The sequence below is a fragment of the Aliikangiella sp. G2MR2-5 genome, assembly GCF_015687155.1.
In the GTDB taxonomy this organism is placed as follows: Bacteria; Pseudomonadota; Gammaproteobacteria; order Enterobacterales; family Kangiellaceae; genus Aliikangiella.
This window is the reverse complement of record NZ_JADPQF010000002.1, coordinates 299,607-324,921: the sequence shown is the minus strand read 5'-3', so window position 1 is coordinate 324,921 and position 25,315 is coordinate 299,607. Positions and strand designations below refer to the sequence as shown.

Sequence of the window (25,315 nt, the reverse complement as noted above, 5' to 3'; positions counted from 1 at the left end):
ATTTGTAGTATTTTCTTATGATGAAAGGTAAAAGAAATATATTCCTTGTCGGGCCTATGGGGGCAGGGAAAACGACGATAGGTAAACAGCTGGCCCAGAGCCTCCACCTGGAGTTCATCGACTCTGATCAGGAAATCGAAGCGCGAACGGGTGCCCCGATTGACTGGATATTCGATATAGAAGGTGAAGAAGGATTCAGGAAGCGCGAGAAAAGCGTAATCGCCGAATTAACTCAAAAGCAAGGAATTGTTTTGGCTACTGGTGGCGGTGCTATTCTGGAACAAGAAAACAGGACCTTTCTTGCTGGTCGCGGTATTGTGGTGTATCTGGAAACCTCTATAGAGCAGCAGCTCGAAAGAACGCGACGAGACAAAAGAAGGCCGCTATTACAAAGTAGCGATGATCCAGAGGCGACCCTGATTGCACTGCATAAAGAACGAGATATTCTTTATCGAGAAATTGCTGATGTAATTGTCGCTACTAATGAAAACTCAATTAAGTCTGTTGCTAACAAAATAATTTCACAAATAACTCAGGATTAGTCCTATACAACTGTTATGCGCAGCTTAAAACTAGAGCTCGGTGAGCGAAGTTACAGTATCCTTATCGCTCCTGGTCTGCTTGCAAAGGCCGGGCTGATCGCTGGTGAGTGTGAAGGGGAAAAGGTCTTAATACTGACTAATCAAGTAGTGGGGCCGTTGTATTGTGACTCAGTCAGAGACGCCCTGTCTAATGCGAACAAGAAAATATTTGAGTTCGTTATTCCAGATGGAGAAGTTGAGAAAAGTCTGGAAAACTTCTCCAAAGCGCTCGACTTTCTAATTGAAAATCAGTTTCGGCGAAATGATACTATTTTGGCCCTTGGTGGCGGTGTTGTTGGTGATTTGAGCGGATTCATTGCTGCAAGTTATCAACGAGGCATGCGTTTTATTCAGCTGCCGACAACTCTTTTGTCACAGGTTGATTCTTCTGTAGGTGGAAAAACAGGGGTTAACCACCCCCAGGCCAAAAATATGATTGGTGCTTTCTACCAGCCTCGACTGGTAGTAATTGACACCGATACTTTGAAGAGTCTACCGGAAAGAGAGTATCTGTCAGGGTTGGCGGAGGTTGTTAAATACGCTATTTTGGGCGAGAGCAACATCTCTGAAGCACTCCTAAATCAAACGCCTGCAATACTCGCTCGAGATGCCGAAATTATATCTCTTCTGATTGAATTAAGCTGCCGCAAGAAGGCTCAGGTTGTCGCTGACGATGAGAAAGAGCTTGGTGCGCGCGCGCTACTGAATTTGGGACATACCTTTGGTCATGCTATAGAGAAGTTGACGGAATATAGGCGTTACTTGCATGGTGAGGCTGTGGCTATCGGCATACAAATGGCGATCAGTTTGTCGCTCACCAAGAATCTTATTCATATCGAGAAGGCCTCTGAGTATCGACGGATTCTGGAAAAGCTTGGCCTGCCGGAAGTTGCTGAAGGAGGATATTCCGTCGAGGATATGCTTGAGTCTATGAAGCTGGATAAAAAGAATTTGTCGGATAAGTATCGATTGGTATTGCCACGAAATAATGACTGTATTATTGTCGAGGAAGAAGATTCAAACGCACTTAGGGAAGCGATTGGCGCACATCTTGCCTAGCAGAACTTATCGCTACCCTCTTTGTCAAAAGCTAATAAAAACAATAGGTAACAGGTAAAGTTATTGCGTTACATTACTGCTCATAAGCGCCAACTACTGGATTCACTGGAAAATCAGGTTCTATACGCTGATTTGGTCTGTGTTTTGGTTGGTGAGAGTGGTTGTGGCAAAAGCTTTTTACTCCAACGCTTACAAAAAAGACTTGAAAGCGAAGTCTTTATTTCACAAGTCCAAGCACAACCTGCAATGACCAGGGAGCAGCTTGAGAAAACTATTTGCCTTCAGTTAGGTTTAAGCTGGCAGAATTCAGAATTATCACTGCTTGAAAAGCTTAAGCAACAAGGCGAAAGACGGGCTTTATTAACTGTTGATGATGCTGAGGTACTAAGCCAAAGCTGTCTGGATTACTTGATGGCTTTGGTAGAAGAGCAGTTTGAACGAAAAGAAACGCGACTTTTTGTTGTAATGGCTGGAGAGTCTGCTTTAGCCAACAAGCTTAATAGTACTCCTACTCTCAAACAGAACCCTTCAATTTGTGCTCTTTTCGAGCTTTTGCCATTTGATCCTACTGAGCTTGTTAACTTGCTGGCTGATTTTCAAAGGACAAATGAGCAGGCGATCAGAACGTTATTTGATGAGCAGAAGTTGAGCTACTTTTATGATCTTAGCAGAGGTAATTTGGGGGAATTGAAGTACCATCTGAAGCGCTGGACAGAGGAGCAATCCCAAGTTGCGAGCACTAACAATTTTCCCAAAAAAAGCTTACTGACTGGAATGGGCTACTTTCTTATCGCTATTTTGCTCATTTCTGCGCTGATTTTCCAGGACGAAATCAATCAGGTTATTACTCCTGAGCCCAAGAAAGAACTTGCTGAACTCGATAAAAAGGGAACTTCATCTAAGGATAAAAAGCTAAATAGTGAGCAAAAGCCGAAAAGTAAGCAAAAACCGAAAGAAACTGTTTCCTCTGAACAAAGTGAAGTAGAGAACGCTACTGCCGCTACCAAGGAGCTGACTCCTGGCTTACAAAGTACTGACTCCTTAGATAGTTCAAAACAATTATCTTCTGTTAGTCGGAAAGCTCTTAAGGAGCCTGTTACGACTAAAGAAGAATCAATAAATAGGGTTCAACCCGAAGAAGAGGCACAACGTGAACCTGCGACAAATAGCTCAATAGCTGTTGAAAGCAACGTTTCGAATGACGAGCAAGCTAAAGTTAGTTCCAGTGATGTTTCTAGCTCCGAGCCTGTGGCTCTGCAAAATACTGACAATACTGTCCAGAGAAATGAGCCTGATGTAAAAACGTCAGACGAGGTGTTGCCGAAGAAAGAGGAAAAGACAACTAGCAGAGGTTTGGAGGAAGACAAGGAACTTATTTTAACCCTGCCTGATAATGGATATACCTTACAGTGGGCCGGGGTAAGCAAGTTAGAAGCTGCCACCAGATTTAGGGATTCACATCCTTTAGCAGGGCAGATGTATATTTATCAACGCCAGAGCTCTCAGCCAAAACTGTTTTTGATCATCAGTGGCCATTTCAATTCCAGGCTGGATGCAGAAAATGCCAGCGTTATTTATAAAAAGCGTAATTATCCTGGAGCTCCATGGATAAAATCTGTTAGGGCAGTAAAAAAGGAAGTTGTTGAGTTAGCCCGTTAATACGCAAAATATACTGATATCTGTCATTTTCATCTTTTCAGTGGTCAGGTAGAATTGCCACAATTTAATCAATAATGGTTTTTGTATGCTTAAAAATGACCGCTATATTAAGGCAGCTCTTTCTCAGCCCGTCGATATGACCCCAGTATGGATGATGCGTCAGGCTGGACGCTACCTTCCAGAGTACAGGGAATTGCGAGCAGAAGCTGGCGACTTTATGAGTTTGTGCACCAATCCAGAGCTTGCATGTGAAGTCACACTGCAGCCTTTAAGGCGGTATGAACTAGACGCAGCTATCTTGTTTTCTGACATTTTGACTATCCCCGATGCTATGGGGTTAGGGCTTTATTTCAAAAGTGGAGAAGGTCCTGCATTTAAACAGGCTGTTAAAACCGAGAGCGACGTGAAAAAGTTATATGTGCCGGATATATATGAGAAGCTCAGATATGTAACCGATGCCGTCACTTTAATCCGCAAGGAGCTTAAAGGAGAGGTTCCGCTTATTGGTTTTTCAGGAAGTCCCTGGACCTTAGCGACCTACATGGTTGAAGGCGGTACCACCAAAAACTTTGGCGAAGTCAAAGGAATGATGTTTAGCCAACCAAAAGTTATGCATGAACTACTTGATGTATTGGCTAAGTCGGTAATTGCCTACCTAAATGCTCAGATTGAATCGGGCGCGCAAGCGGTAATGCTTTTCGATACTTGGGGTGGAGTGCTTTCTACTGCCAATTATCGAGAATTCTCACTCAACTATATGCAACAGATCATTGATGGATTGAAAAGAAATCATGACGGGCAACAAATTCCAGTTACTCTGTTTACTAAAGGAGGCGCTGGTTGGCTTGAAATGATGGTTGAAAGTGGTGCTGATTGCCTTGGGCTGGATTGGACTATCGATATTGATGAAGCAAGGAGCCGTGTAGGTGAGAAAGTAGCATTGCAAGGTAATATGGACCCTTGTGTTCTATACTCTACTCCTGAGAGAATTGAAGCTGAGGTTGGAGATATTCTGAGCAAATTTGGCTCAGGCAATGGTCATGTGTTTAATTTGGGACATGGCATCCACCCGACGATAGCGCCGGAAAATGTGAAAGCTTACGTAGATGCCGTGCATCGCTTGAGTGTACAGTATCACTCCTAGTAAATATCAGGATTAAAGGTTACCTGGGGATTGTTGTCACTTGGCTTTTGATAATTTAAGTAAAAGATTGAAGGGAAAGGAGTAGTTTGTATGCGATCTGGATTATTAGCTCTAGCTCTGCTTGTCGCAACGGGATGCGGTAGCGGTGGGTTTGACTCAGCACCTAGTGGCTCTTTCAGTGGTAGTGGTGGTGGTTTTGGAACTGGAAGTGGTGGCGGATTCGGTGGTGGAAGTACCAACGAACCGACATTTATACTTGCCGCAGATAATGGCCTTAGAGATCTAATGTACTCTGGTGATGGCGGTGTGGCCACATTTGTAACTACCAGTGATATAACTGGAGATAATCCGGACACTATTGACCAGCTATTTTCCGTTAACTTAAACACTGGCGTTGTTGTTCAGATAAGCAATAATACTGACGTAGAAAGTAACACAATCAAATACGGTGATGTAGATCTCTCTGACGATGGTCGTTATGTGGTTTTTACATCTAGTGACGATATAACCGGTGATAACCCCGATGGCTTCGTCAATATTTTCCGGGCTGCAACTGATGGCTCTGGAGTTATTCAGGTGACCAATACAAGCAGTGTTCTTGGTCCTTTCAATGTGCAAATCTCCGCCGATGGTGCGTTAATAAGCTTTATTTCCGAAGCAGATTTGACCGGTAATAATCCGAGTAATTATATGCAGATCTACACTGTTAGCGGTACCGGCTCTAGCATTTTCCAGGTGACTAATGATTCAGTAAACCATTTTGACATGGCGATGTCCGATAATGGTTCATGGATTGCCTTTTATTCAGGGGGAGATCCCTTTGGAACTAACTCCGATAACTTTACTGAATTATTTATTGTTGGGACCGACGGAGCAAATCTATCTCAGCTTACCCAGTCTGACGATAACTTTAAGCATACGATCAAAATCTCTGATGATGGATCCCGTGTGGCCTTAGTTTCTTCTCTGGACTTAGCACAGGGTACTACCACCTCGGGAAGGTACCAGGTTTTCGTTGTCAATTCTGCGACAGCGGAAATAGCTCAGATTACAGCCATCGACAGTGACCACTATGAAAACGTTTTGGATTTGTCTGGTGATGGTCAGTATGTTGGATTCCTTTCAAGAGCTGATATCGTCGGTTTCAATTCTAATGGCGTGGACACTATTTATTGGGTCCATCTGGAAAGTGGCAATATTGGACAATTACTTAGAGATGGCACCGTCGCTTCGGATGTTTCCGGTCGTACAGCGCAGGAATTTGTGTTTACCAATGATGGAAGTTACGTTCTTTTTGAAAGTGACGATTTCTTATCTTCTGATGCAACCGGCATTGATGACAAGTTGTTTGTTGCGGTCAGACAGTAAATGCTGCGATTACTTTCAAGGCCGTCATTAAAGACGGCCTTTTAATATCTTGATTATCCAGTCTTCATTCAAACCTCATTGTTGTTTTAAAAATAGACACTTGCAAACGATATGGGCAAGTCTTTTTCGTCCGTATATTAAAATTTCTGATACCCAGGTTAAACGGGTCGAGCTCGATGATGGTGACTTTATTGACCTCTGTATATTTAATTCCGCGGCAGATTCAACTGTGTTACTTTTGCATGGCTTGGAAGGCTCTTTAAATTCTCATTATATTCAAGGTCTGGTCGCCCAGCTGGTTAGACAAGATTATCGAGTCATTGTTAAGCATTTTCGTAGTTGTAGTGGGGAAAATAATCGCTTACTTAAAAGTTATCACAGTGGTTCAAGCGATGATTTAGAAATCATTATTCAGTTTCTTCAACAGCAAAGATTAGGTGTCGACTTTATTGTTGGTTTTTCCTTGGGAGGTAATGTTCTCTTGAAATGGATGGGTGAACTCGGAGAAAAAGCGAGGATCAAAGCTGCTGTTGCAGTTTCTGTTCCTCTGCTGCTAGAAGAGTGCTCTAACGCTATTAACCAGGGGGTTTCCAAAATCTACCAATACTACCTGCTGAATTCATTAAAGAGAAAGTACCTAGATAAATACAACTTGCACAGTCACTCACTACCATTAAGTGTGAGTGAAATTAAATCAATCAAAAGTTTCTGGCAATTCGACCAATTACTTACTGCGCCAGTCAATCACTTCGAAAGTGTCGACGACTACTATCAAAAATCTTCCAGTCGACAGTTTCTAAAAAAGATTCGTAGACCTTGTCTTATTATTCACGCAAAAGATGATCCTTTTATGAATGAAAAAGTGATCCCACGAGAGTCTGAATTATCATCCTCAATCACTTTTGAGCTATCTGAGAAAGGAGGACATGTCGGGTTTATAGAAGGAACGTGGCCCTGGAAAGCTGAATATTATCTGGAGCGGCGGATACCTGAGTTTTTGGGGAATTTCAGGTAATACAGTATGATGGTGAAAATCTCTGATACATTTGAAAGATTATGCAACGTAGAGAGTTGATAAAAGCAGGGGTGGGAGTGGCTGTCCTGATGCTTGGAGGTGGCGGTGCCTATCAGGTATACCAGCAGTCTCAGTTGGATTATTCTGGTCTGGATGATCTGTCATTTTTGTCTAAAGATGACCAGCTTGTATTAATAGTGCTATTTCCTGTGATTTGTTCGGATCTACCAGAAGAAATCAATGTTGAGCTGACATTGAAAAAAATCGATCAGGCTATTGATCGCTTGCCGCAGTCTACGCAAGACGAGTTGAAAGATTTATTTGGTCTGCTTTCCTCTCTTATCGGGCGACTCGTGATAGCTGGGTTATGGGAAAATTGGCAAAACTCATCACGTAGCGAACTCCACAACTTCCTGAAAAAATGGCGGAAGAGTCCTTTAGCTCTTTTACAAAAAGCTTATATTGGTTTGTGTCAATTAATCTGGGGGAGCATCTATTCCCAGCCTGAACATTGGACTGCCATTGGCTATTCAGGCCCACCTTTCAGGCGCTGACAGGCTTTCTAATGATCTCTTATCCAAACGTCTTCGATCTGTCAAAACAAGCTGTTGATAAAACGCTGGAATGCGATGTTCTGATAGTTGGCTCCGGCGCGGGAGGAGGCGTTGCCGCGGAAATTCTTTCAAGAGCGGGTTTGTCTGTAATTATCATTGAAGAAGGGCCGCTAAAAACAGCTAACGACTTTAATATGCTGGAAAGCGAAGCTTATGCCGAACTTTATCAAGAGGTGGCTTCGAGAAAAACGCTGGATCAGTCAATACAAATTTTACAGGGGAGAGCGGTGGGTGGCTCGACTACCGTCAACTGGACTGCCAGCTTTCGTACTCCCGATCAAACTTTAAACTTTTGGCAAAGAAACTTTGGCGTGTCAGGCCTGGATAGCGAAAATCTACTCCCCTGGTTTGAGTGGGTTGAAAAACGACTCAATATAGAACCCTGGGAGATTCCTCCCAATGCAAATAACCGTCTTCTTGCCGAAGGTGCGGCCAGACTGGGCTGGAAGCACCATGTGATCAGTCGCAATGTAAAAGGGTGCGCCAACCTGGGGTATTGTGGAACTGGTTGTCCTTTGAATGCTAAACAGTCAATGCTTGTCACTTGTATTCCAGCCGCCTTGAATTTGGGAACGAAGTTACTGACTCGTGCCAGGTTGGAGTCTTTGCTCTTTGATAAAGAGAGAGTCACCGGTGGAAAAGTCTCTGCAATGAACGAAAATGGGCAAGTCGCACAATTAAATGCTTACCAGATAAAGGCTGCCCATACGGTGCTTAGCGCAGGAGCTATTGGCACACCTGCGATTTTGTTACGCAGCAATTTTGACAAAAAAAATTCAGCTGTCGGCAAGCGCACTATGCTCCATCCTGTTACTGCGAGTATTGCTGAAATGTCTTTTGATGTCAGTCCACACTCCGGTGCACCGCAAAGTGTTTATAGTGATGAGTTTTTGTGGAGAGATGGTATCAGTGGTGAGCTGGGTTATAAAATAGAGGTACCGCCACTTCATCCAGTATTAGCTTCCACGTTGCTAAGGTTTCACGGAAGTTGGCATTATGAAATGATGCAAAAATTCAATCGATTACAAGCAAATTTGTCTCTTCTTAGAGATGGGTTCCATGAAGAGAGTCAAGGCGGAAGAGTCCTTCTCGATAATTATCAGTATCCCCATCTGGACTACCCGATTTCAGGATTACTTTGGCAAAGTATGAAGCATGCAATGAGCTCAATGGTAGAACTACAGTTTGCGGCTGGCGCAAAACAGGTAATGCCGTTACATATGGACGCTCCTCTTTATCAAAGCTGGAATCAGGCAAAAATGAATATTCAGCACTTGCCTGCAGAACCCTTACGCTGGCAAGTCATGAGCGCTCACGTAATGGGAGGATGTGCAATGGGAACTGAGTCTGATAGTCGATCGGTTTGTGATTCTTCTGGTCGTGTCTACAACAGTGATAGTCTTTCGGTGCTAGATGCGTCTCTTTTTCCAACAAGTCTGGGGGTTAATCCGCAACTAACGATTTATGCAGTGGTTGCCAAACTTGCTTCCAGTTTAGCGATTCGACTTGGAGGACAGGTACCTGTGGGCAATATTTCGGTCGAAGAATAACTAGCAGAGATCGGGAATTTAATAGAAGAACGAGTTAAAATACAATGAGTATTGCAATCTCTACTAAGGAAAACTGGAAATGGCAAAGGTAGTATTATATCCCGGAACATTTGATCCTATAACAAATGGACATATGGATTTGATTCAAAGAGCATCTAAGCTTTTTGACAGAGTGATTGTTGCCGTAGCCAGATCATCAGGCAAAAATCCGCTATTCACGGTAGATCAGCGAGTTGATCTAGTCAGAGAGGTTGTCAAAGGAATGCCCAATGTTGAAGTCTGTGGCTTTAGTGGGCTGTTGGTTGATCTGGCAAAAGAAAAAAATGCAAACGTATTTTTGCGAGGCTTGAGAGCTGTTTCCGATTTTGAGTATGAATTTCAATTGGCCAACATGAATCGAAGGCTGGCTCCGCAAGTAGAAAGCTTATTTTTGACGCCAGATGAAAAATACTCTTTTATTTCTTCTACACTAGTCAGAGAAATTGCTGCTTTAGGTGGTGATGTTGACCAGTTTGTTCCTGTAGCGGTACAAAATGCCCTGGATCAAGCCTTTAGCGCTAAGAATTAGCGCTGTTCATCTTGGTTAAGACGATTATGCTGGTGTACAATAGCGTCCTTGAAGTTATTAGCCTTACTGAATTGAAGAGATTGTACTATGTCACTCATTATCACTGATGAATGCATAAACTGTGATGTTTGTGAGCCAGAGTGCCCAAACGAAGCGATTTATCAGGGAGAAGAAATCTACGAAATCGACAAAGACAAGTGTACTGAGTGCGTTGGTCATTATGATGAGCCACAGTGTCAGCAAGTATGCCCTGTTGATTGTATTCCTCTGGATGAAGATAATCCTGAAACCCATGATGAGTTGGTTATCAAGTATGAAAAACTTACTGGAAATAAGTTTGAAGGATAACCCTGAGTTTTAAAACTATGCGTTTATCTGGTCAGAGGTATTGAATATAACCAATTGTGACCTCATCGGGCTAGACTTAGCCGATATTGCTGGTTTATAGTTAGCCTAGTTTTGATACTCTCCCGGTATCACCCTTTTCTAATATGTTTTAGAGAAGCTTTACTGGGAGGATGGCAAAGAATCTAATTAACTTAAATATAATAAAAAAGCCTGATTTATATATAGATTTTAGCGACCATCACTTTTAATTATCCCGCTTCAAGCTGGTTGCTTGGTCGGAATGGGTAGATTATTCCCATATTAAAAATAACCTGATTTTTGTACAGGACTAAATATGCGTAGACAAAGAAAACAATTTGATGACGAAACTGAAGTAGACATGACGCCAATGCTGGACATTGTATTTATCATGTTGATTTTCTTCATTGTTACTACTTCCTTCGTAAAAGAAGACGGTATCGTACTCGACCGTCCTGCAGCGAACCCGCCACAGGATCAACAGGAAACACCGAATAGACCGATTGTTATTGCTATTAATGATAATAGTGAAGTGAGTATTGGTGGGCGTCTGGTAGATGTTGAGGCTGTACGAGCGAACGTTGAGACGGCAAGGTCGCAAAAGCCAAAAGCGCTGGTTATCGTGCAGGCACATGAGTCAGCCAAGTCTGGCGTTGTGGTAAGAGCGGTGGACCAAGCGAAGCAGGCTGGAGCTGAAAAAGTAACGGTCGTGAAACCAGCGTCCTAGCTGGACTCGGTATTTTAGTAAAGGCGGCTTTAACAGTCGCCTTTTTTTTGCCTCGATACTATTTGCAAAACAGGGGAGTACGATGAGTAAAGTGATCACCTTGATGTTGATTGCTCTAGCGGCTCTTTATTGGGCTCAAACTCAGAAGCTTAAATCCATTGCTATTCGCGCCGCCCGTCACCGCTGTCGACAGGCCGGAGTTCAGTTCCTCGATCATACTGTGGTTCATAGTCGAAAGCGGCTGCTAAAGGACAAGCTTGGAAAGTGGCGACTATCCCGCGAATATACATTTGAGTTTACGTCGACAGGAGAGGCTCGTTTTCAGGGAAAAGTCATATTGTTAGGTAAGCAGCTTCACTCGCTGGAGCTGGAAACATTTCCGATAAACTAGCAAAAAGCTCTTTTTGGTTTGATGGCGTTAGTCTCTTGAGTTTGACTTTGCTATATTAGCAGAATCTTTATACTTTTCATTAAGTTACCCTGGGATGGTATGTCAACTATTAAAGCGCTAAGTGTCAATGGTCTGCAAGTTAAAATATCTGGTAAAAGCTTGCTAGATAGAGTTTCTTTTAGCTTGCCGCCAGCAAGCAAGGTTGCCTTGGTCGGACTGAATGGCGCAGGTAAGTCAACTCTATTAAGCGCTTTAACAGGAAAAATTAGGCTTCATGCTGGAAAGGTTCGCTTTGCAGAACTTTCTCCTCAGGATCTCGCATTTAAGGCGCTCCTTGGTGTGCAGCAAGCCAATATGCAGCCATTAAAGGGAATGACGGTGACGGACTACTTAAAATTTTGTTGGCATATAAAGTCCCGTAGTGCGAAGAATTGGGAAAATGCACTGCAAGTGTTAGTAGAGCGGTGGGGTTTAGGGCCTATTCAGAACCAGCTAATGACTAAACTGTCGCAAGGAAACTTACAGAGGGTTGCTATTGCTCAGGCTTTCCTACCGCAGAACCAGTTCATTTTTCTGGATGAACCCACTCAGGCACTCGATCCGTTTGAGCAAGCTCGCTTTGTTAAAAATGTTGAGGACCTCTCGAGCTTTTCCCTTTGTCTGTTTTCTTCACATCACATCAATGAAGCAGTGGCTGCAGCTGATCATGTGATTATGCTTCACCATGGTAAATTAATTTGTTTGCTCAATTTAAAGAGTGAGTATCAGGAGTGGCTCTTGATCGATAACAATAGAGCTACTGAAATAGAATCAATTTGGCGTGACTCAGGTATGCAGTTAGAGTTTGCGGGGCATCGGCGATCACTCTATAAGTTGGCTGCTGATGGTGATAATCAATTCGAAATAAATCAGTTGAAATCGAACGCTCAGACAAATCAGTACCCTGTGGAGTGGTTAGGAAAGGCCAGCACTGCGATTATGCCTCTGTTTTCTGCATTGGCAAATGAGGCGGTTTAGCTATGAGGTCACTGATTCCAATATTCACTAGAATGGCTTCTCGACATTGGAGTTACTGGCTGACTCTTGTCCTGTGTTTTCTGGCTATTGGAGGATTCTCTCGCCTCTCATATCAGAATTTTTTGCATCTGCAGGCACAGAATATTGACAGGCTTTCGGTATTTAATGAGGTACTGCTGCCGCTGGCGGGCATTGTTATCTTGATGCTTATTCTAATGTCTATTGTCAGTGTCTGTTTGATACTTCCTCAGCTTGAACTTAAAGGTCACTCATTTCTGGTCATTCATTCTCCTTTAACGTCAAGCCGCTTAATAGGCGAGCTTTTATTGGCAAGCCTGCGGTTGTCATTATGGCCTCTGGTGTATGCTGCGTTAATTTTTCTAATAATTTTCTGGCACAGTGAAATTGATAGCTGGCGACTGACAATTATGTGTCTGGGTATTTTACTGTGCTGGCTTGCCTCTATTCTGATAGTTATTGCGGTATGCAGTAAACCGAGAGGCTCCATTTTTACAATGTTGATTGCGTTATCTATTCTGGCATTCATATTGGCCATTGAACTGGGAGCGAGTTTTTCCTATCCGGAAGTTAACTTTCGAGGAATATTTATTCCTTTTCTACGGTTGAGGGAGGGGGTTCTGAAATATGCGGATCTTCTAGGATATGGCGGCTGGTTTATATTGCTATTTTCAATCGCCTGTCTAAGGTTAAATTACTGGCGTCTAAGGCCAGTGAGATCAAGCTGGCTATTCTCTTTCGCAGGCACTCTGGTTATCCTTGCTGCAGTTTGGCTTCCTGGCAAAGTAGATATTACAAAAGATCAGCGAAATACATTTTCGTCCGAACTAGTATACAAGCTGAATAGCCTGGCTGAAGATTGTAACCTTGTTGCTGTAGTCGACACAGATATTGCCCGGCAGGAAGTTGCTCGAGGTTTTGAGCTTTTAAAAGGCTTTTTACCGAATGCGAGTTTAGCCTTTAAGAACCGGCAAAGCTTAGGCCCGAATTATGCCCAGTCAGGAGAGTTCATTCAATTTTCAGTAGGTAAGCAGACGCAACTAGTGGCCTATCCGTTTGCGGTTGATGTCAAGACTGCTTTTGAGCAGGCGTTGGATACTTTGCTATCTCGTCGAGAGCAGACAGTTACTTTTTTGGAGGGACATGAAGAGGCATCTCCATTTGGAAAGAGTACATCCGATGTTACCCAGTTTTATACAGATCTAAAGTCGGCTGGTTGGCCTGTTATCGTCCAGGGATTAACAGGAAGAGCTCTCGATCAGACAACCCATCTGCTGGTTGTTGCCTCCGGTAAACAACCCTGGCTTCCGGGAGAGGATGCCAAGGTGATTCGCTATTTAGAGGCTGGTGGAAATATGTTGCTATTACTCGATCCGGACAGTCTAATTCCCGAGACAATAGAGCGCTATATTGGATTGGAGAGAGCCAAAGGAACTCTGGTTGATTGGCAAGGATATCAAAGTGGGACCCCTCACCCCGCAATACTTATCGCTCGGCAATTTGAAGAACATGCTACAACCGCCAACTTAAAGCAGTTGTTAGCCTTCCCTTGGACTATGGGGTTTGAGCTTTCTCCGGAGCTATCAAGTGGCTTTCAATCTCAAGCGATTGTGAAAACCCATGCTGGTGTCTGGAATGAGACAAAAATAGAAGAGGAGTCGCTAGCGCAGCAAACTGAGCAAGGAGAGCTTGTGCAATCTTTTAATGTAGCAATGAGTCTGGAGCGGGAACTCGAAAAAGGAAAGAAACAGAAGATCATTGTTGTTGGTGACAGTCACTTTTTATCTGATTCAGCAATTAACAACTATGCGAATCGACAGTTTGCATTGAATCTGATTAGTTGGTTAACTAATAGCGCGATTCTCAATGAAAACAGATATCAAAGTGACCGTTATTTTGCTCCTTCGCGCTGGGGACACTGGATGATGCTCTGGGGGTTTAGCTTTATCATGCCTTTGTCCCTGATGTTAATTCTGGGGGGAAGTATTTTGCGTGAACAGATGACGAAAAGGTACTCAGAGTAACTCTGAATGAATATTACTCAGCGCCAAGCATTGAATATCATTATTATGGCTACCGCTGTAATGTTTCTTCTTTTTTTATTGATTGGTAAAAAGCTCGAGAAGAGTATTCAATCGCCAGAGCGTATAGAGAGCTCCCAACTGGTTAAAGTTGACTTTGGCAAGCAGCAACTGATTTATAGCGGAAAAAAATGGGACTTTGTCGGTGATGCCGGATCGTCTGTGCCGAGTGAGGTCGCGGCCAAGTGGCGGCTACTGTTAGCCTCTGAATCTCAAAACGCTACTTTACCAGGTGGTTCGTCCCATTCGATATTACTTTATTTTGAGGGAAAAAGTCAGCCTCTACTCTGTCAGCTACTGGTCGGTGAAAAAGAACTCCATTTCTTTTTTACTTCTGATATGCGCAGAGTGGATATTCCTATCCAGCAACGGTTCGACTATTTGCCTAGAACTTTTTTTAATGAGTGAGTAACTGTGCCAGAGCTACCAGAGGTTGAAACTAGTCGAAGGGGAATTGAGCCTTATTGTCTCGGAAAGAAAATTACCGGGGTAACTGTTAGAGAGTCGCGCTTAAGGTGGCCGGTCGACAAAGCTATTTCCCAAAAAGTTACTAGCCAAACTATTTCCCAAGTGGCGCGTCGGGGAAAATATCTTCTGTTGAAGGCAGAGAGCTGGATAATAATGATCCACCTGGGTATGTCCGGAAGCCTGCGAATTGTGTCGCAAGATGAAGTCGCTGGCAAACATGATCATGTGGATATACAGCTGTGTAGCGGGAAATGCCTCCGCTTTAATGATCCCAGACGGTTTGGCTCTATCCTTCTAACCAAAGTCAACGAAGAGCATAGCCTGCTGGCTAAGTTGGGTGTTGAGCCTTTATCGAAAGAGTTTAATCTCGACTATTTGTGGCAGATTTGTCAGAAGCGCAGTGCACCGATTAAAAGCGTCATAATGAATGGACAAGTTGTGGTGGGGGTTGGAAATATATATGCGCAAGAATCTCTATTTCGAGTTGGAATTACCCCTTCTCGAGCAGCCAATAAAATTAGTAAAAAACGATTAGCCTCTTTAGTTGATGAAATTAAACTTGTCCTGACTGAAGCAATCGAAGCTGGTGGAAGTAGCTTGAAGGATTTTACCAAAGCAGACGGAAAGCCCGGTTATTTTCAGCATACTTTCAAGGTCTATGGAAAAGCAGGCGAGCAATGTCCAGTTTGTTCGACCCCGTTAAAACATACAGTGATTGCCCAGAGAGCAACTGTATATTGCGCTAAGTGTCAGAAGTAAGAATCATGAAATCGAAAAGTCTTTTGCCGTTGGTTATATGTGGGAAGGGTAGAATAGGTGGCCCGTTAATTAGGCGATTAGCGGATATTGGACTCAATCCGGTTACAGCAAGACTGGACCTGGAAGCAGGCTTGGTTTTAAACACTTCTACGGCTTCTGCTAATGAGTGCCTTGTTAATGATTTCGATAATAATAAAGTTGAAGTTCACCTTCTGGTTATATGTATTTCTGCCTATGGTAAGCCATGGAATTGGGGAGATATTTTTAACGGACTAAAAAAGCAGGTAGATGCAGGTTCGCTTGTGGTAGAAAATCTTATTTTGGTTTCATCAACTAGAGTTTTCGATGGCATTGAATGTGGAATGATTACAGCGTCAACCAGAGCTAAAGGATGCTCTCAAAAAGCAAAAGAATTGCTCAAAGGCGAGTTAGATGCTTTTGAGGTGGCGTGCCGATGCTATATAGTCCGAGCGAGTGGTTTATATGGCCAAGATTACAAGGCCTATTGGCCAGTATTGAATCAGGCATTTGACCGGCCACGATTCGGAACATCACAGGAGCTGCTGATAGAGCGGCTGGAATCTTTGTGTACTCAATATAATGATACAGATTTGGCGTCAACAATTGAGCTGCTGACAGATGGAGCTGTGTATTTCAGGGGTAGTAAACTCTTATTTTCTGTGAGCTCAGGTGAAATTGGTAAGCTAGCTGAAAACTATAAAATACTTCAGTCGTCAATATCCGTAATCAATGATTAGTTGGAAGGGGCGTTCATCGGTTGCAAAAACAAAAAAGCCTGGAGAGATCCAGGCTTTTTCAGGCTACTCGGTACACGAGGGATAAAATTAAGATTTACTTAATTTTAGCTTCCTTGTACATCACGTGCTTGCGAACAACTGGATCGTACTTTTTGAACTCAAGCTTGTGTGGAGTGTTCTTTTTGTTTTTGTCTGTGGTATAGAAATGGCCAGTACCAGCAGATGAAACTAATTTGATTTTATCGCGCATGGTTCAGTCCTCTTATACTTTGTCGCCACGTTGGCGAATGCTTTCTAATACAGCATCGATACCTTTTTTATCGATGATGCGCATACCTTTAGCAGATACACGTAATTTAACAAAACGGTTTTCACTCTCAACCCAAAAACGGTGAGTGTGAAGATTAGGCAAAAAACGACGGCGAGTGCGGTTTTTTGCATGAGATACATTGTTTCCTGTTGCTGGTCTTTTACCAGTAACCTGACATACTCGTGACATTACTCTAGCCTCTTAAAATTCGGTACATAACGGCAATTTATCGCTTTTGATCAAAAGATCGGCGCCTTCCTGCCGCTGAAAGGGCGCACTTTATACCAAATACCCGCAGAGAATACAACTTTTTGCTCACAAAATTACCAGTTTCTGTGGTTTTAACTCTATTTGGGGTAAGAGTCGTGCTATTTGCACAGAAATGAAAGCCATCTGCCTAAACCTTACCTAGCTCTGCCAGAGAGATAACTTCATGTCCGGCTACTATCATATGGTCTAACAGCCTGACATCGATTAACCTTAAAACGTGTTTTAAAGTCTCGGTAATATCGATATCTGCAATACTTGGCTCCGCCACGCCCGATGGGTGATTATGACAAACAATCAGCGCCGCCGCATTATGTTTAAGCGCTTTTTGAACGACAACCCGAGGGTGAACTGAGGAGGCGTTAATTGTGCCGAAAAATAGCTCCTCAAAACCAATGACTCTATGCTGGTTATCCAGAAAAAGGGCGGCAAATACTTCGTTTGGGTAGCAGATTAAGCGGCTTTGAATATAGGTCTTTACCTGAGAGGGGTTGGTCATTACTTCACCTGATTCTAGCACTTCAGCAAGATGACGTTTACTCATTTCCAGGCAAGCCTGAAGTTGCGCGTATTTAGCTGTACCAAGCCCTTTTATCTGGCAAAAGGATTTTAAGTCGCAAGCGAGAAGCTTTTTCAAGCTTCCAAAGTACTCAAGTATTTCCCTTGCTAGTTCTATGGCATTTTTTCCCTGAATTCCAGTGCGTAAAAAAATGGCGAGTAGTTCTGCGTCGCTTAATGAGGTAGGGCCTTTTGTTAACAATCGCTCACGAGGACGTTCGTGAGCCGGCCAACGGTTGATAGGACACATGGTTAAATCCTTTTAACTTGCGTGATATTTTCTTTAGTGTGAAGTTTAGAGGGCGGTATTTTCTTTGTATGTAAGCAAGTTATGATAAAAAGAGTGAGAAATCACTCAAAAGGTTTGCTATTATTCGTGTTAGTAAGTATTCAGTTCGCCTTTGGAGCTGTTAACTGTTCTTTCTCTAAGGTCATATCGTTTGTCTAATAATAACTCTTCTCAACAAATTACCAGGATTGTATTAGGGATAACTGGCGGAATTGCTGCATATAAATGTCCTGATCTGGTGCGTCGATTAAAAGAGCGTCAATTTGATGTGCGCGTTGTGATGACTGCAGCAGCGAAGGAGTTTGTGACTCCGATGGCTCTTCAAGCCGTATCAGGCTTTCCTGTTCATGATGAACTCTTCGATCCTGAAGCTGAAGCGGCAATGGGTCATATTGATTTGGCGAAATGGGCTGATATATTCCTTATCGCACCGGCATCAGCCAATACTTTGGCTAAACTTGCTCACGGAGAAGCTGACAATTTGTTAACCACAAGCGTGCTGGCATCGAAAGCCAGACTGATAATTGCTCCGGCGATGAATCAGCAAATGTGGGCGAATGAAAAAACTCAAAGGAATATTCGCGCTTTGGAAACAGGTGGTGCTTTGATTTTAGGGCCCGGGGTTGGTGAGCAGGCATGCGGTGATGTTGGCGCTGGTAGAATGCTGGAGCCTCTTGATATTGCCGAAAGAGTAGAGAGTCTAAATGAAGTGTCAGGTGTTCTTGCTGGCAAGCGAGTAATGATTACTGCAGGCCCGACGGTTGAAGCGATCGATCCGGTTCGTTATATTTCAAATCATAGTTCCGGAAAAATGGGGTATGCTCTCGCCCGCGCGGCAATTGCTGCTGGAGCGGAAGTAGATCTGGTGTCAGGACCAGTTAATATACACACGCCCGCCGGAGCAAATATTTTTCCTGTCAAAAGTGCGAAGGAAATGCTTGAAGTTGTTCAAAATAGGGTATCTGACTGTGATATATTCATTGGCTGTGCAGCCGTTGCAGATTACTCTCCGGTTGATGTTAGTAGCCAGAAAATCAAGAAGAATGATGAAGTAATGACGCTAAAATTAAAGCGTAATCCAGATATTTTGGCCTGGGTTGCAGCTCAGAAAGTGCGTCCTTTTGTTGTAGGTTTCGCAGCAGAAAGCGAAAAGTTGAAGTTTTACGCTGAAAAAAAGCTTAATAATAAAAAGCTCAATATGATCTGTGCCAACGATATTAGTTGCGAAGGTTTAGGGTTCAATAGCGATAACAATCAATTATTAATTCTTGATGATAAAGGACAAGAAAAAAACCTTCAAATTGCAGCAAAAGAAGTGCTTGCTGCAGATATTATAAAAGAGATCAGTTATCGACTGGGCTAGCTCGAGCCATGCTCTGTTTAAAGTTTAACCCAGGATAGTTTGTTGTAGTCAGTTGCCATTTGGTTACGGAGATCCAAATTGAAAATTAACAAAGACAAAGAAAAGCAGAAGAAAAAACAGTCTGTGAAAGTCAAAGCGAAAACGCTACTTTCTCATTCGTTACCCTATTTAATCTTATGTGTGTTGACAATTATTTTTGTCGCAGTTGTTCAGTACTATTTAGTTGTTATCGCTCCTGCCAAAGAGCGAAATGAAACTTTTGTTAAAGTTACGATGAGTTCCTACATGGAACTGGTTCTTAGCAGGCTTGATAGTATTAGCTTCGCTGCTCAGTCATATTTAAATGACCATGATTTAAAAAGCAAGCTTAGGCTCGGTAATCCTGATGATTTGCTCAATATAGAAAAAGATCTGACCGAACGCTTGATTGATGTGACTGGAGTAAGGGTATTAAATCAGGAAATTCTCGATGTACAGCCGCAGTCAGTACCGGTGATTACTAATGTGACTCTAGAGTTAATCCGCACCCTTAAAAATAGTGAAAAGGTTATACATGAAGCGATTAACGCTGGTCAGGCATCACAACATGTCGCTGTTCTATTCGGGGTAAAAGGAACTGGCAAAGTTATCCTTATTGGCGTTGACTATAAAGTTTTTTCCAAGGCATTGCCGCAGGAACGACTAGTGCCAGGGTATTATGAGTTTCAACAAAATTTTGCCAATCAAAATCGTACAATTGTTTCCTTAGGGGATAATGCTTTTAAGCAAGGAGAGCCATTAGGAGTTGCCAAGCTGAATAAGACCCAGTGGAGAATCGCTTTTTGGCCTGCTAACCCTGCCAACTTTAATTCTGAAATGGAGTTAATATTGTTTTTTGGTGGACTATTTTTGGTTATGACTTTAGTCGGTGTTGGCGGTTTTATTGGCCTTAAGCGATTGCAAGATATGGTTCGCTCTGATGCATCGGCTTTTGTACGCTGGCTTTTAGATTCGAGTAAAGGGCAACAGATATCGAACCTTGAATATCAGCTTCAGGTTTTTGAGGATATGGCCAAAACCATAGGTCGAGAGGGAGTCAGTCTTGGGGCGTCAACTAGAGCTACGCAACCTAAAAAAGCTAAAGAAGAAAAGAAAGCTATTAGTCATGAGCCGAGCTCGATAATTGAAGCATTAGGTTCTTCGAGTGAAGGACTGGAAGTTGAAACTGTCCAGCAAGGCGCATCAGGTATTATTATTCCTGATTCTATTTTCAGAGAGTATGATATTCGAGGCGTTGTCGGTGATTCGTTAAATGCGGAAATAGTCAAAGAGATTGGGCGGGCCATAGGAAGTGAAGCGTTTGAGCGAGGAGAACAGCGAGTAGCGGTTGCTCGTGATGGACGCCTATCTGGACCAGAGCTTCTCAATGCGTTAAAGCAGGGACTAATGGAAAGTGGTCGTGACGTTATTGATGTTGGGGAGGTGCCAACACCATTACTATATTTTGCAACGAATTATCTTGATGCTTCCAGTGGTGTTGTTTTAACAGGAAGTCATAACCCGAAAGATTACAATGGCTTAAAAATCGTTATTGGCGGAAAAACTCTTTCAGGTGCCGAAATTCAGGATCTGAAAAAGCGTATTGAAACTGACAATATGGTTAAAGGACAGGGTAGTCATGAAACGGCATCCATTACCCAGGATTATGTTAGTCAGATAACCAGTGATGTAGCCCTTGTTCAACCTCTTAAGGTTGCAATTGACTGTGGTAATGGCGTGGCAGGAATGATAGCACCTCAATTATTACAAGCGTTAGGTTGTGAAGTTATTGGTCTGTACTGCAAAGTTGATGGAAACTTTCCGAACCATCATCCCGACCCAAGCAAGCCGGAAAATCTTCAGGAGCTGATTGAGCTGGTCAAGTCTGAAGGCGCTGATGTTGGCCTGGCGTTTGACGGCGATGGTGATCGACTTGGCGTTGTTGACTCTGAAGGTAATATTATTTGGCCGGATCGCCAGATGATGCTCTACGCAATGGATGTACTTTCGAGAAATCCGGGGGCAGATATTATTTTTGATGTGAAATGTACCAAACATTTGGCTAAGGTTATTTCTGCTAACGGTGGTCACCCGATAATGTGGAAAACGGGTCATTCATTGGTTAAAGCCAAAATGCGAGAGACAGGTGCTCTCCTTGCAGGCGAGTGTAGTGGACATATTTTCTTCAAAGAACGCTGGTATGGGTTTGATGATGCTTTATACACCGCTGCTCGTCTATTGGAAATATTGTCAGCAGATACTCGCAAGTCAGCAGACATTTTTAAAGCGTTACCGAATAGTGAAGTTACACCGGAGATTAATGTTGCTATAGCGGATGACAAAAAGTTTGAATTTATTGAGCGCTTGTCGAAGCAAGGGGCATTTGGTGATGGAAAAATGATTGATATCGATGGGGTGAGAGTCGAGTATCGTGATGGTTGGGGGCTGGTTAGAGCTTCCAATACTACGCCCAGTCTGGTGATTCGATTCGAGGGTGACTCTCCGGATATTATTGAAAGAATTAAACGAATATTTAAACAACAAATGCTGATGATAGACAGCAGTTTAAGATTGGATTTTTAGGGGTTACCAGTGGCAGAAAAAAAATCAAACCGAAAGCAGGATATTCTGCAAAATTTGGCATTGATGTTGGAAAACGACTTAGGTGATAGAATCACCACCGCTCGTTTGGCAAAAGAGGTTGGTGTATCTGAAGCCGCTCTTTATCGGCATTTTCCAAGCAAAGCCAGGATGTATGAATCACTGTTGGATTTTTGTGAAGAAAGTTTATTTAGCCGAATAAATACTATTGCGGGAGAGAATCAGACAACTGATAAGAAATGCTTTATGGTCTCATCCTTGGTTTTAAGTTTTTGCCAGAGAAATGCGGGAATTTCGCGTTTGTTAACCGGTGAAGTTTTGCTGGGAGAAACAGACAGATTGAAAGCTCGAGTTTCGCAAATATTTGATAAACTAGAGTTAAGTTTAAAGCAGATAATAAGAAATGCGGCCATTAATTCTGGAGAGTCAGCTGTTGACGCAGGAGAAACTGCGAAACTGTTGTCTTCGGTAATTGAAGGAAGAGTGCAGCAGTTTGTTCGCTCCAGCTTTAAAATTGACCCAATGGAAAATTGGGAAAGTCAGTGGAGAATATTGGGGGCCGGAGTTAAGCTGAGCGGGTAGACATTTGTATTGCTTCATTATTTGTCTTTTAAAAATGCTACCATCTGGTAGCATTTTTATCAGGATTTTTCCTGAACCAGAATAATAAAGTTAGAACGAATTTTTTTCACCATATCGCTCCGACATAACTCTACTCCCTGATCCGACTGTGCACAGCTCACTTCTAGAACTATTTGATTGCCTTTGTCTCTATTAGGAATTCGAGAAAATGAGAGTGCAACATCGGTATTTTTTTCAGGCTTACTTGTTAGAATTAGTGTATTTGTAATGATTTCTATTTGCCCGGAAGCGTTATCTTTTGCGTAAATTTGCGCTAACTGCCAGGCTTTCTGACAAGCCGTAGTCGATGGACACTCGTAAATAACCGGTTCAATTATTTCTCTTTCGTTTTCTTGATTTCGCTTCAATGTTTTGCGAAGAGACTCTAGTTCTTTGTAGCGAATGATATCTTTTTGGTAGCGATCGGCAATGATGATTTTTTCTTGTTCTAATGTTGCTGAGTTGCGGTTATTCGCATCAATTTGATCTTTGGTTGAATCTATATCATTGTGCAGACCTTTAGGGATGTTTTGACCGAGACGCTCATGAGTTGCAGCTTGACGCTGTAGATCCTGCAGTTGAAGCTTGAGCAAGTCTTCCTTACTTTTCTGGATACGAATACGTTGTTCTAAACCCAACAACTGTGCATCACGATTACGAATAATATCACTGATGGAACTGAACTGCCGCAATAGTTCCGCATCATCCCTAATTCGTTGCTGAAGAGCGATCGCTTCTTTTTTCTTTTCCAGTTCTTGCAGGCGGACTTCCTCTTCTTCTGCAATGGTTTTTCCTGGTGGTACTCTACGAATAACTCGACCAGTATCACTTAAAATTTCGTACCCGCGAGTTACCATATCCTTGGTAACCTGGTCCTTCATGACGGTATTGCCTTCGGCGTTCTTATATCGATAAAACTCTTTAGCTATTACCGAAGTGGATATCGATAATGCTATAAAGATATAAAAAACGCGTTTAAAATAGGTCATAATGATTAACGTATGCTTTAAAGACACTGTAGATGAGTTTATACAATACCATATTGATTGCGGTAGTCAGCTATTGGTTGTCTAAACTGTGACAGCTGCGGCTGATTTTCAATATATCCCTCAAGATCCCTTAAGGAAATAATAGCATAGACTGGAAGTTTAAATTCTTTTTCAACTTCCTGGATCGCAGAGAGTTCAGATTGGCCCTTCTCTTGCCGATCTAGAGCAATGAGCACACCGGCTGGTTGCGCGCCGGCTTGTTGAATAATTTCAATAGACTCTCGAATGGCCGTACCTGCGGTAATGACATCATCAACAATCATCACTTTTCCCTTTAACGCAGCGCCTACCAGGCTTCCTCCTTCGCCATGAGCTTTGGCTTCTTTTCGATTGAAACAAAAAGGAACATTCATCTGGTGGTTGTTTGCCAGTGCAATTGCCGTTGCGGCAGCTAGAGGTATTCCCTTATATGCTGGTCCGAAAAGCATATCGAAATCGGCTCGCGCGTCTACTAACGTCTGTGCATAGCAATTGCCCAGTACAGCGAGATCTTCTCCTTGATTAAAAAAACCGGCGTTAAAAAAGTATGGGCTGATTCTTCCTGACTTAAGCGTGAACTCGCCAAATTTCAGCGCTTCACGTGTGATTGCCAGTTCGATAAAAGTTGATTGATTACTTTGCATACAGGAGGTCTTTAACTTTTTGTTGCTTCAGGTTAGAAACGTCTATTTTAACCTCTATAGCTCGATACAACAAATTAGCGAGACCTCAGGAGCAAAATTTATAAGAATAAGCCTTTAACATGAGGAATTCTATTGAGTGATTTGTAGCCAGAGTAGTTTAAGACGTTCTTCTAGTGCGAGTGAGCTAGTAGCCAGCGCACGGCTGCTAGGAATAAAAGGAGGTCTGTCGAGGTTGCTAAAGTCAGTCTCGAACCCCATCGGTGCAGGTATTACTTTTAACCCTTGTTGGCGAAAGTTATCGACTGCTCTTCTCATATGCCAGGCATGTGTCACCAATATGACTTCTTCAACTTGCTCATTAAACAGGAGCTGGCTGCTCAATTGAGCATTTTCCCAGGTATTCTTGCTTTTCGACTCTATCCAGCGTGAAGCTGTACCAAAGTTTGCTGCCATTACCTGATTCATTAATACCGCTTCAGAGGTCGCTTCATTGTTGACGCTTCCTCCGGTAACCAGGACTGGGATCTGAGTTTTCTGGCTGAGCCAACTAGCATATCTAATCCTTTCGAGTGATGCGGCATTGACCGTATCTATATCACCATACTCTGGCGCTAATGCTTTACGCCCACCGCCTAATACGATTATTGCCCTTTTAGCGCTACTATCTTTGGAAAATTGCCTAATCTGATCGCTAGTGAGCGCTTTATATGACTCTAAAGACTCTATAAGACTTGCTGCAACTGGCGGCAGGCTAAATACTAAAAGAGATGACAGTGATACAAAACAAAGAGTGATTGCTGTCCACTTGAATTTTCTAAGAAGTAGTAATGCTAAAAATATAAGCAAAAAGTTGCTCCCAGGCGGGAGCAACAACAAAGAAAAGATATGACTGATCGTCGATGAGTTATCCAAGGCTCTATTCCGTAAACGGTTACCTAATCGATACGTTTAACTTTGCCTTTGGCATTTAGGCCTTCAATTTCCATATCAAATGAGCCGAAAACCCCCCTGCTTATAGTGACTTTTGGATTATCTAGTTTGACATAGCCACTTCGCGAATTCATGACTTTCCACTTTTGTCCATTTTCCAGTGTAAGTACGGCGCCTTTTTTCCAGCCTTTAAACTCTCCAATAATTCGGCTTTCCAAAGATTCCATTTGACTTATTTCAGCGACACTTTTGCCAAAGGCATCTTCACCGCTTAGAGCTCTGGGACTCTGCGTTTGGGTTACCTCTTTCCCTGCAATTTTTGCTTCTTGAGGGGGCAAAGGCGAGGCTTTGGAAGGCAATGAGGTTGTTGGCTTTACTAGTTTTTCATTGCGCTGCTTTTTGTAATAGCTTGCAACTGTGTCATAACAATCAAGTCTATCAGAGTCACTTTCAATTGCTGAGCAGCGAGCAATATCATCGTTAACCCCGGCTAATACCGGTAGGCTGATAATACCCATAATTAAAACAAGCGCTTTTTTCATT

27 protein-coding genes are annotated in these 25,315 nt (G+C 42.8%); 20 read left to right on the top strand and 7 right to left on the bottom strand.

What is annotated here, in order from left to right; all coding sequences use genetic code 11:
• Window positions 1–20 precede the first annotated feature (20 nt).
• The 17 genes from aroK (at window position 21) to IYN84_RS08745 (ending at window position 16,143) form a co-directional block, all read left to right on the top strand.
• Window positions 21–542, top strand: a complete 522-nt coding sequence (aroK, locus tag IYN84_RS08825; protein WP_196139183.1) for a shikimate kinase AroK — start codon at window positions 21–23, stop codon at window positions 540–542.
• A 15-nt stretch (window positions 543–557) separates the two neighbouring features.
• Window positions 558–1,640 carry a 3-dehydroquinate synthase gene (gene aroB / locus IYN84_RS08820; RefSeq protein WP_196138839.1) on the top strand — a complete coding sequence of 361 codons (1,083 nt, stop codon included), beginning with the start codon at window positions 558–560 and terminating at the stop codon, window positions 1,638–1,640.
• Window positions 1,641–1,703: 63 nt separating this feature from the next.
• The gene (locus IYN84_RS08815) at window positions 1,704–3,299 is read left to right on the top strand and encodes an AAA family ATPase (protein ID WP_196138838.1); all 1,596 of its coding nucleotides are present in this window, start codon (window positions 1,704–1,706) and stop codon (window positions 3,297–3,299) included.
• Between the two features lie 85 nt (window positions 3,300–3,384).
• Window positions 3,385–4,443 (top strand): uroporphyrinogen decarboxylase, encoded by a 1,059-nt coding sequence (gene hemE / locus IYN84_RS08810; protein ID WP_196138837.1) that lies wholly within the window; start codon window positions 3,385–3,387, stop codon window positions 4,441–4,443.
• Between the two features lie 90 nt (window positions 4,444–4,533).
• Window positions 4,534–5,811, top strand: a complete 1,278-nt coding sequence (locus IYN84_RS08805; protein ID WP_196138836.1) for a hypothetical protein — start codon at window positions 4,534–4,536, stop codon at window positions 5,809–5,811.
• Window positions 5,812–5,860: 49 nt separating this feature from the next.
• On the top strand, window positions 5,861–6,826 hold the full coding sequence (locus IYN84_RS08800; RefSeq protein ID WP_256435587.1) for a hydrolase: 966 nt from the start codon (window positions 5,861–5,863) through the stop codon (window positions 6,824–6,826).
• A 41-nt stretch (window positions 6,827–6,867) separates the two neighbouring features.
• On the top strand, window positions 6,868–7,380 hold the full coding sequence (locus IYN84_RS08795) for a hypothetical protein (protein WP_196138834.1): 513 nt from the start codon (window positions 6,868–6,870) through the stop codon (window positions 7,378–7,380).
• Window positions 7,381–7,391: 11 nt separating this feature from the next.
• Window positions 7,392–8,990 (top strand): GMC family oxidoreductase, encoded by a 1,599-nt coding sequence (locus tag IYN84_RS08790; RefSeq protein ID WP_196138833.1) that lies wholly within the window; start codon window positions 7,392–7,394, stop codon window positions 8,988–8,990.
• Between the two features lie 79 nt (window positions 8,991–9,069).
• Complete coding sequence (gene coaD, locus IYN84_RS08785; RefSeq protein ID WP_196138832.1) at window positions 9,070–9,558, top strand: pantetheine-phosphate adenylyltransferase; 489 nt, start codon at window positions 9,070–9,072, stop codon at window positions 9,556–9,558.
• Between the two features lie 87 nt (window positions 9,559–9,645).
• Complete coding sequence (locus tag IYN84_RS08780) at window positions 9,646–9,906, top strand: YfhL family 4Fe-4S dicluster ferredoxin (protein ID WP_196138831.1); 261 nt, start codon at window positions 9,646–9,648, stop codon at window positions 9,904–9,906.
• Window positions 9,907–10,240: 334 nt separating this feature from the next.
• Window positions 10,241–10,651, top strand: a complete 411-nt coding sequence (locus IYN84_RS08775; RefSeq protein ID WP_196138830.1) for a biopolymer transporter ExbD — start codon at window positions 10,241–10,243, stop codon at window positions 10,649–10,651.
• Window positions 10,652–10,733: 82 nt separating this feature from the next.
• Complete coding sequence (locus IYN84_RS08770) at window positions 10,734–11,042, top strand: DUF3301 domain-containing protein (RefSeq protein WP_196138829.1); 309 nt, start codon at window positions 10,734–10,736, stop codon at window positions 11,040–11,042.
• Window positions 11,043–11,141: 99 nt separating this feature from the next.
• Entirely contained in the window at window positions 11,142–12,059 is a 918-nt protein-coding gene (locus tag IYN84_RS08765) for an ATP-binding cassette domain-containing protein (RefSeq protein ID WP_196138828.1), read from the top strand.
• Between the two features lie 2 nt (window positions 12,060–12,061).
• On the top strand, window positions 12,062–14,101 hold the full coding sequence (locus tag IYN84_RS08760) for a hypothetical protein (RefSeq protein ID WP_196138827.1): 2,040 nt from the start codon (window positions 12,062–12,064) through the stop codon (window positions 14,099–14,101).
• 6 nt (window positions 14,102–14,107) lie between these two features.
• Window positions 14,108–14,566: a hypothetical protein gene (locus IYN84_RS08755; protein WP_196138826.1), complete on the top strand. Its 459-nt coding sequence runs from the start codon at window positions 14,108–14,110 to the stop codon at window positions 14,564–14,566.
• A 6-nt stretch (window positions 14,567–14,572) separates the two neighbouring features.
• Window positions 14,573–15,385 carry a bifunctional DNA-formamidopyrimidine glycosylase/DNA-(apurinic or apyrimidinic site) lyase gene (mutM, locus tag IYN84_RS08750; protein ID WP_196138825.1) on the top strand — a complete coding sequence of 271 codons (813 nt, stop codon included), beginning with the start codon at window positions 14,573–14,575 and terminating at the stop codon, window positions 15,383–15,385.
• A gap of 5 nt (window positions 15,386–15,390) precedes the next feature.
• Window positions 15,391–16,143, top strand: coding sequence for a hypothetical protein (locus IYN84_RS08745; RefSeq protein ID WP_196138824.1), 753 nt, complete (start codon window positions 15,391–15,393; stop codon window positions 16,141–16,143).
• Between the two features lie 94 nt (window positions 16,144–16,237).
• Here the strand turns inward: IYN84_RS08745 and rpmG are convergent, their stop codons facing one another.
• From rpmG to radC, 3 genes are all read right to left on the bottom strand, one after another.
• A complete protein-coding gene (gene rpmG / locus IYN84_RS08740; RefSeq protein ID WP_142892448.1) occupies window positions 16,238–16,393 on the bottom strand; it encodes a 50S ribosomal protein L33 in 156 nt (51 codons plus the stop codon).
• A 12-nt stretch (window positions 16,394–16,405) separates the two neighbouring features.
• Window positions 16,406–16,642 (bottom strand): 50S ribosomal protein L28, encoded by a 237-nt coding sequence (gene rpmB, locus IYN84_RS08735; protein ID WP_196138823.1) that lies wholly within the window; start codon window positions 16,640–16,642, stop codon window positions 16,406–16,408.
• A 208-nt stretch (window positions 16,643–16,850) separates the two neighbouring features.
• The gene (radC, locus tag IYN84_RS08730; protein WP_196138822.1) at window positions 16,851–17,528 is read right to left on the bottom strand and encodes a DNA repair protein RadC; all 678 of its coding nucleotides are present in this window, start codon (window positions 17,526–17,528) and stop codon (window positions 16,851–16,853) included.
• A 190-nt stretch (window positions 17,529–17,718) separates the two neighbouring features.
• Between radC and coaBC the strand changes: the two genes are divergently transcribed.
• The 3 genes from coaBC to slmA all read left to right on the top strand — a co-directional run bounded on the left by coaBC (window position 17,719) and on the right by slmA (window position 22,131).
• The gene (coaBC, locus tag IYN84_RS08725; RefSeq protein WP_210330358.1) at window positions 17,719–18,930 is read left to right on the top strand and encodes a bifunctional phosphopantothenoylcysteine decarboxylase/phosphopantothenate--cysteine ligase CoaBC; all 1,212 of its coding nucleotides are present in this window, start codon (window positions 17,719–17,721) and stop codon (window positions 18,928–18,930) included.
• Between the two features lie 78 nt (window positions 18,931–19,008).
• Window positions 19,009–21,531, top strand: coding sequence for a phosphomannomutase/phosphoglucomutase (locus IYN84_RS21545; protein WP_305852095.1), 2,523 nt, complete (start codon window positions 19,009–19,011; stop codon window positions 21,529–21,531).
• Window positions 21,532–21,540: 9 nt separating this feature from the next.
• Window positions 21,541–22,131, top strand: coding sequence for a nucleoid occlusion factor SlmA (slmA, locus tag IYN84_RS08715; protein WP_196138821.1), 591 nt, complete (start codon window positions 21,541–21,543; stop codon window positions 22,129–22,131).
• A 59-nt stretch (window positions 22,132–22,190) separates the two neighbouring features.
• On the opposite strand, the gene IYN84_RS08710 is transcribed toward slmA, so the two are convergent.
• From IYN84_RS08710 to IYN84_RS08695, 4 genes are all read right to left on the bottom strand, one after another.
• A complete protein-coding gene (locus IYN84_RS08710) occupies window positions 22,191–23,159 on the bottom strand; it encodes a hypothetical protein (protein ID WP_196138820.1) in 969 nt (322 codons plus the stop codon).
• Window positions 23,160–23,197: 38 nt separating this feature from the next.
• Window positions 23,198–23,842, bottom strand: a complete 645-nt coding sequence (pyrE, locus tag IYN84_RS08705; RefSeq protein ID WP_196138819.1) for an orotate phosphoribosyltransferase — start codon at window positions 23,840–23,842, stop codon at window positions 23,198–23,200.
• A 129-nt stretch (window positions 23,843–23,971) separates the two neighbouring features.
• Window positions 23,972–24,688, bottom strand: coding sequence for a YdcF family protein (locus tag IYN84_RS08700; RefSeq protein ID WP_196138818.1), 717 nt, complete (start codon window positions 24,686–24,688; stop codon window positions 23,972–23,974).
• 89 nt (window positions 24,689–24,777) lie between these two features.
• Window positions 24,778–25,314 (bottom strand): hypothetical protein, encoded by a 537-nt coding sequence (locus IYN84_RS08695; RefSeq protein ID WP_196138817.1) that lies wholly within the window; start codon window positions 25,312–25,314, stop codon window positions 24,778–24,780.
• Window position 25,315: the final 1 nt, after the last annotated feature.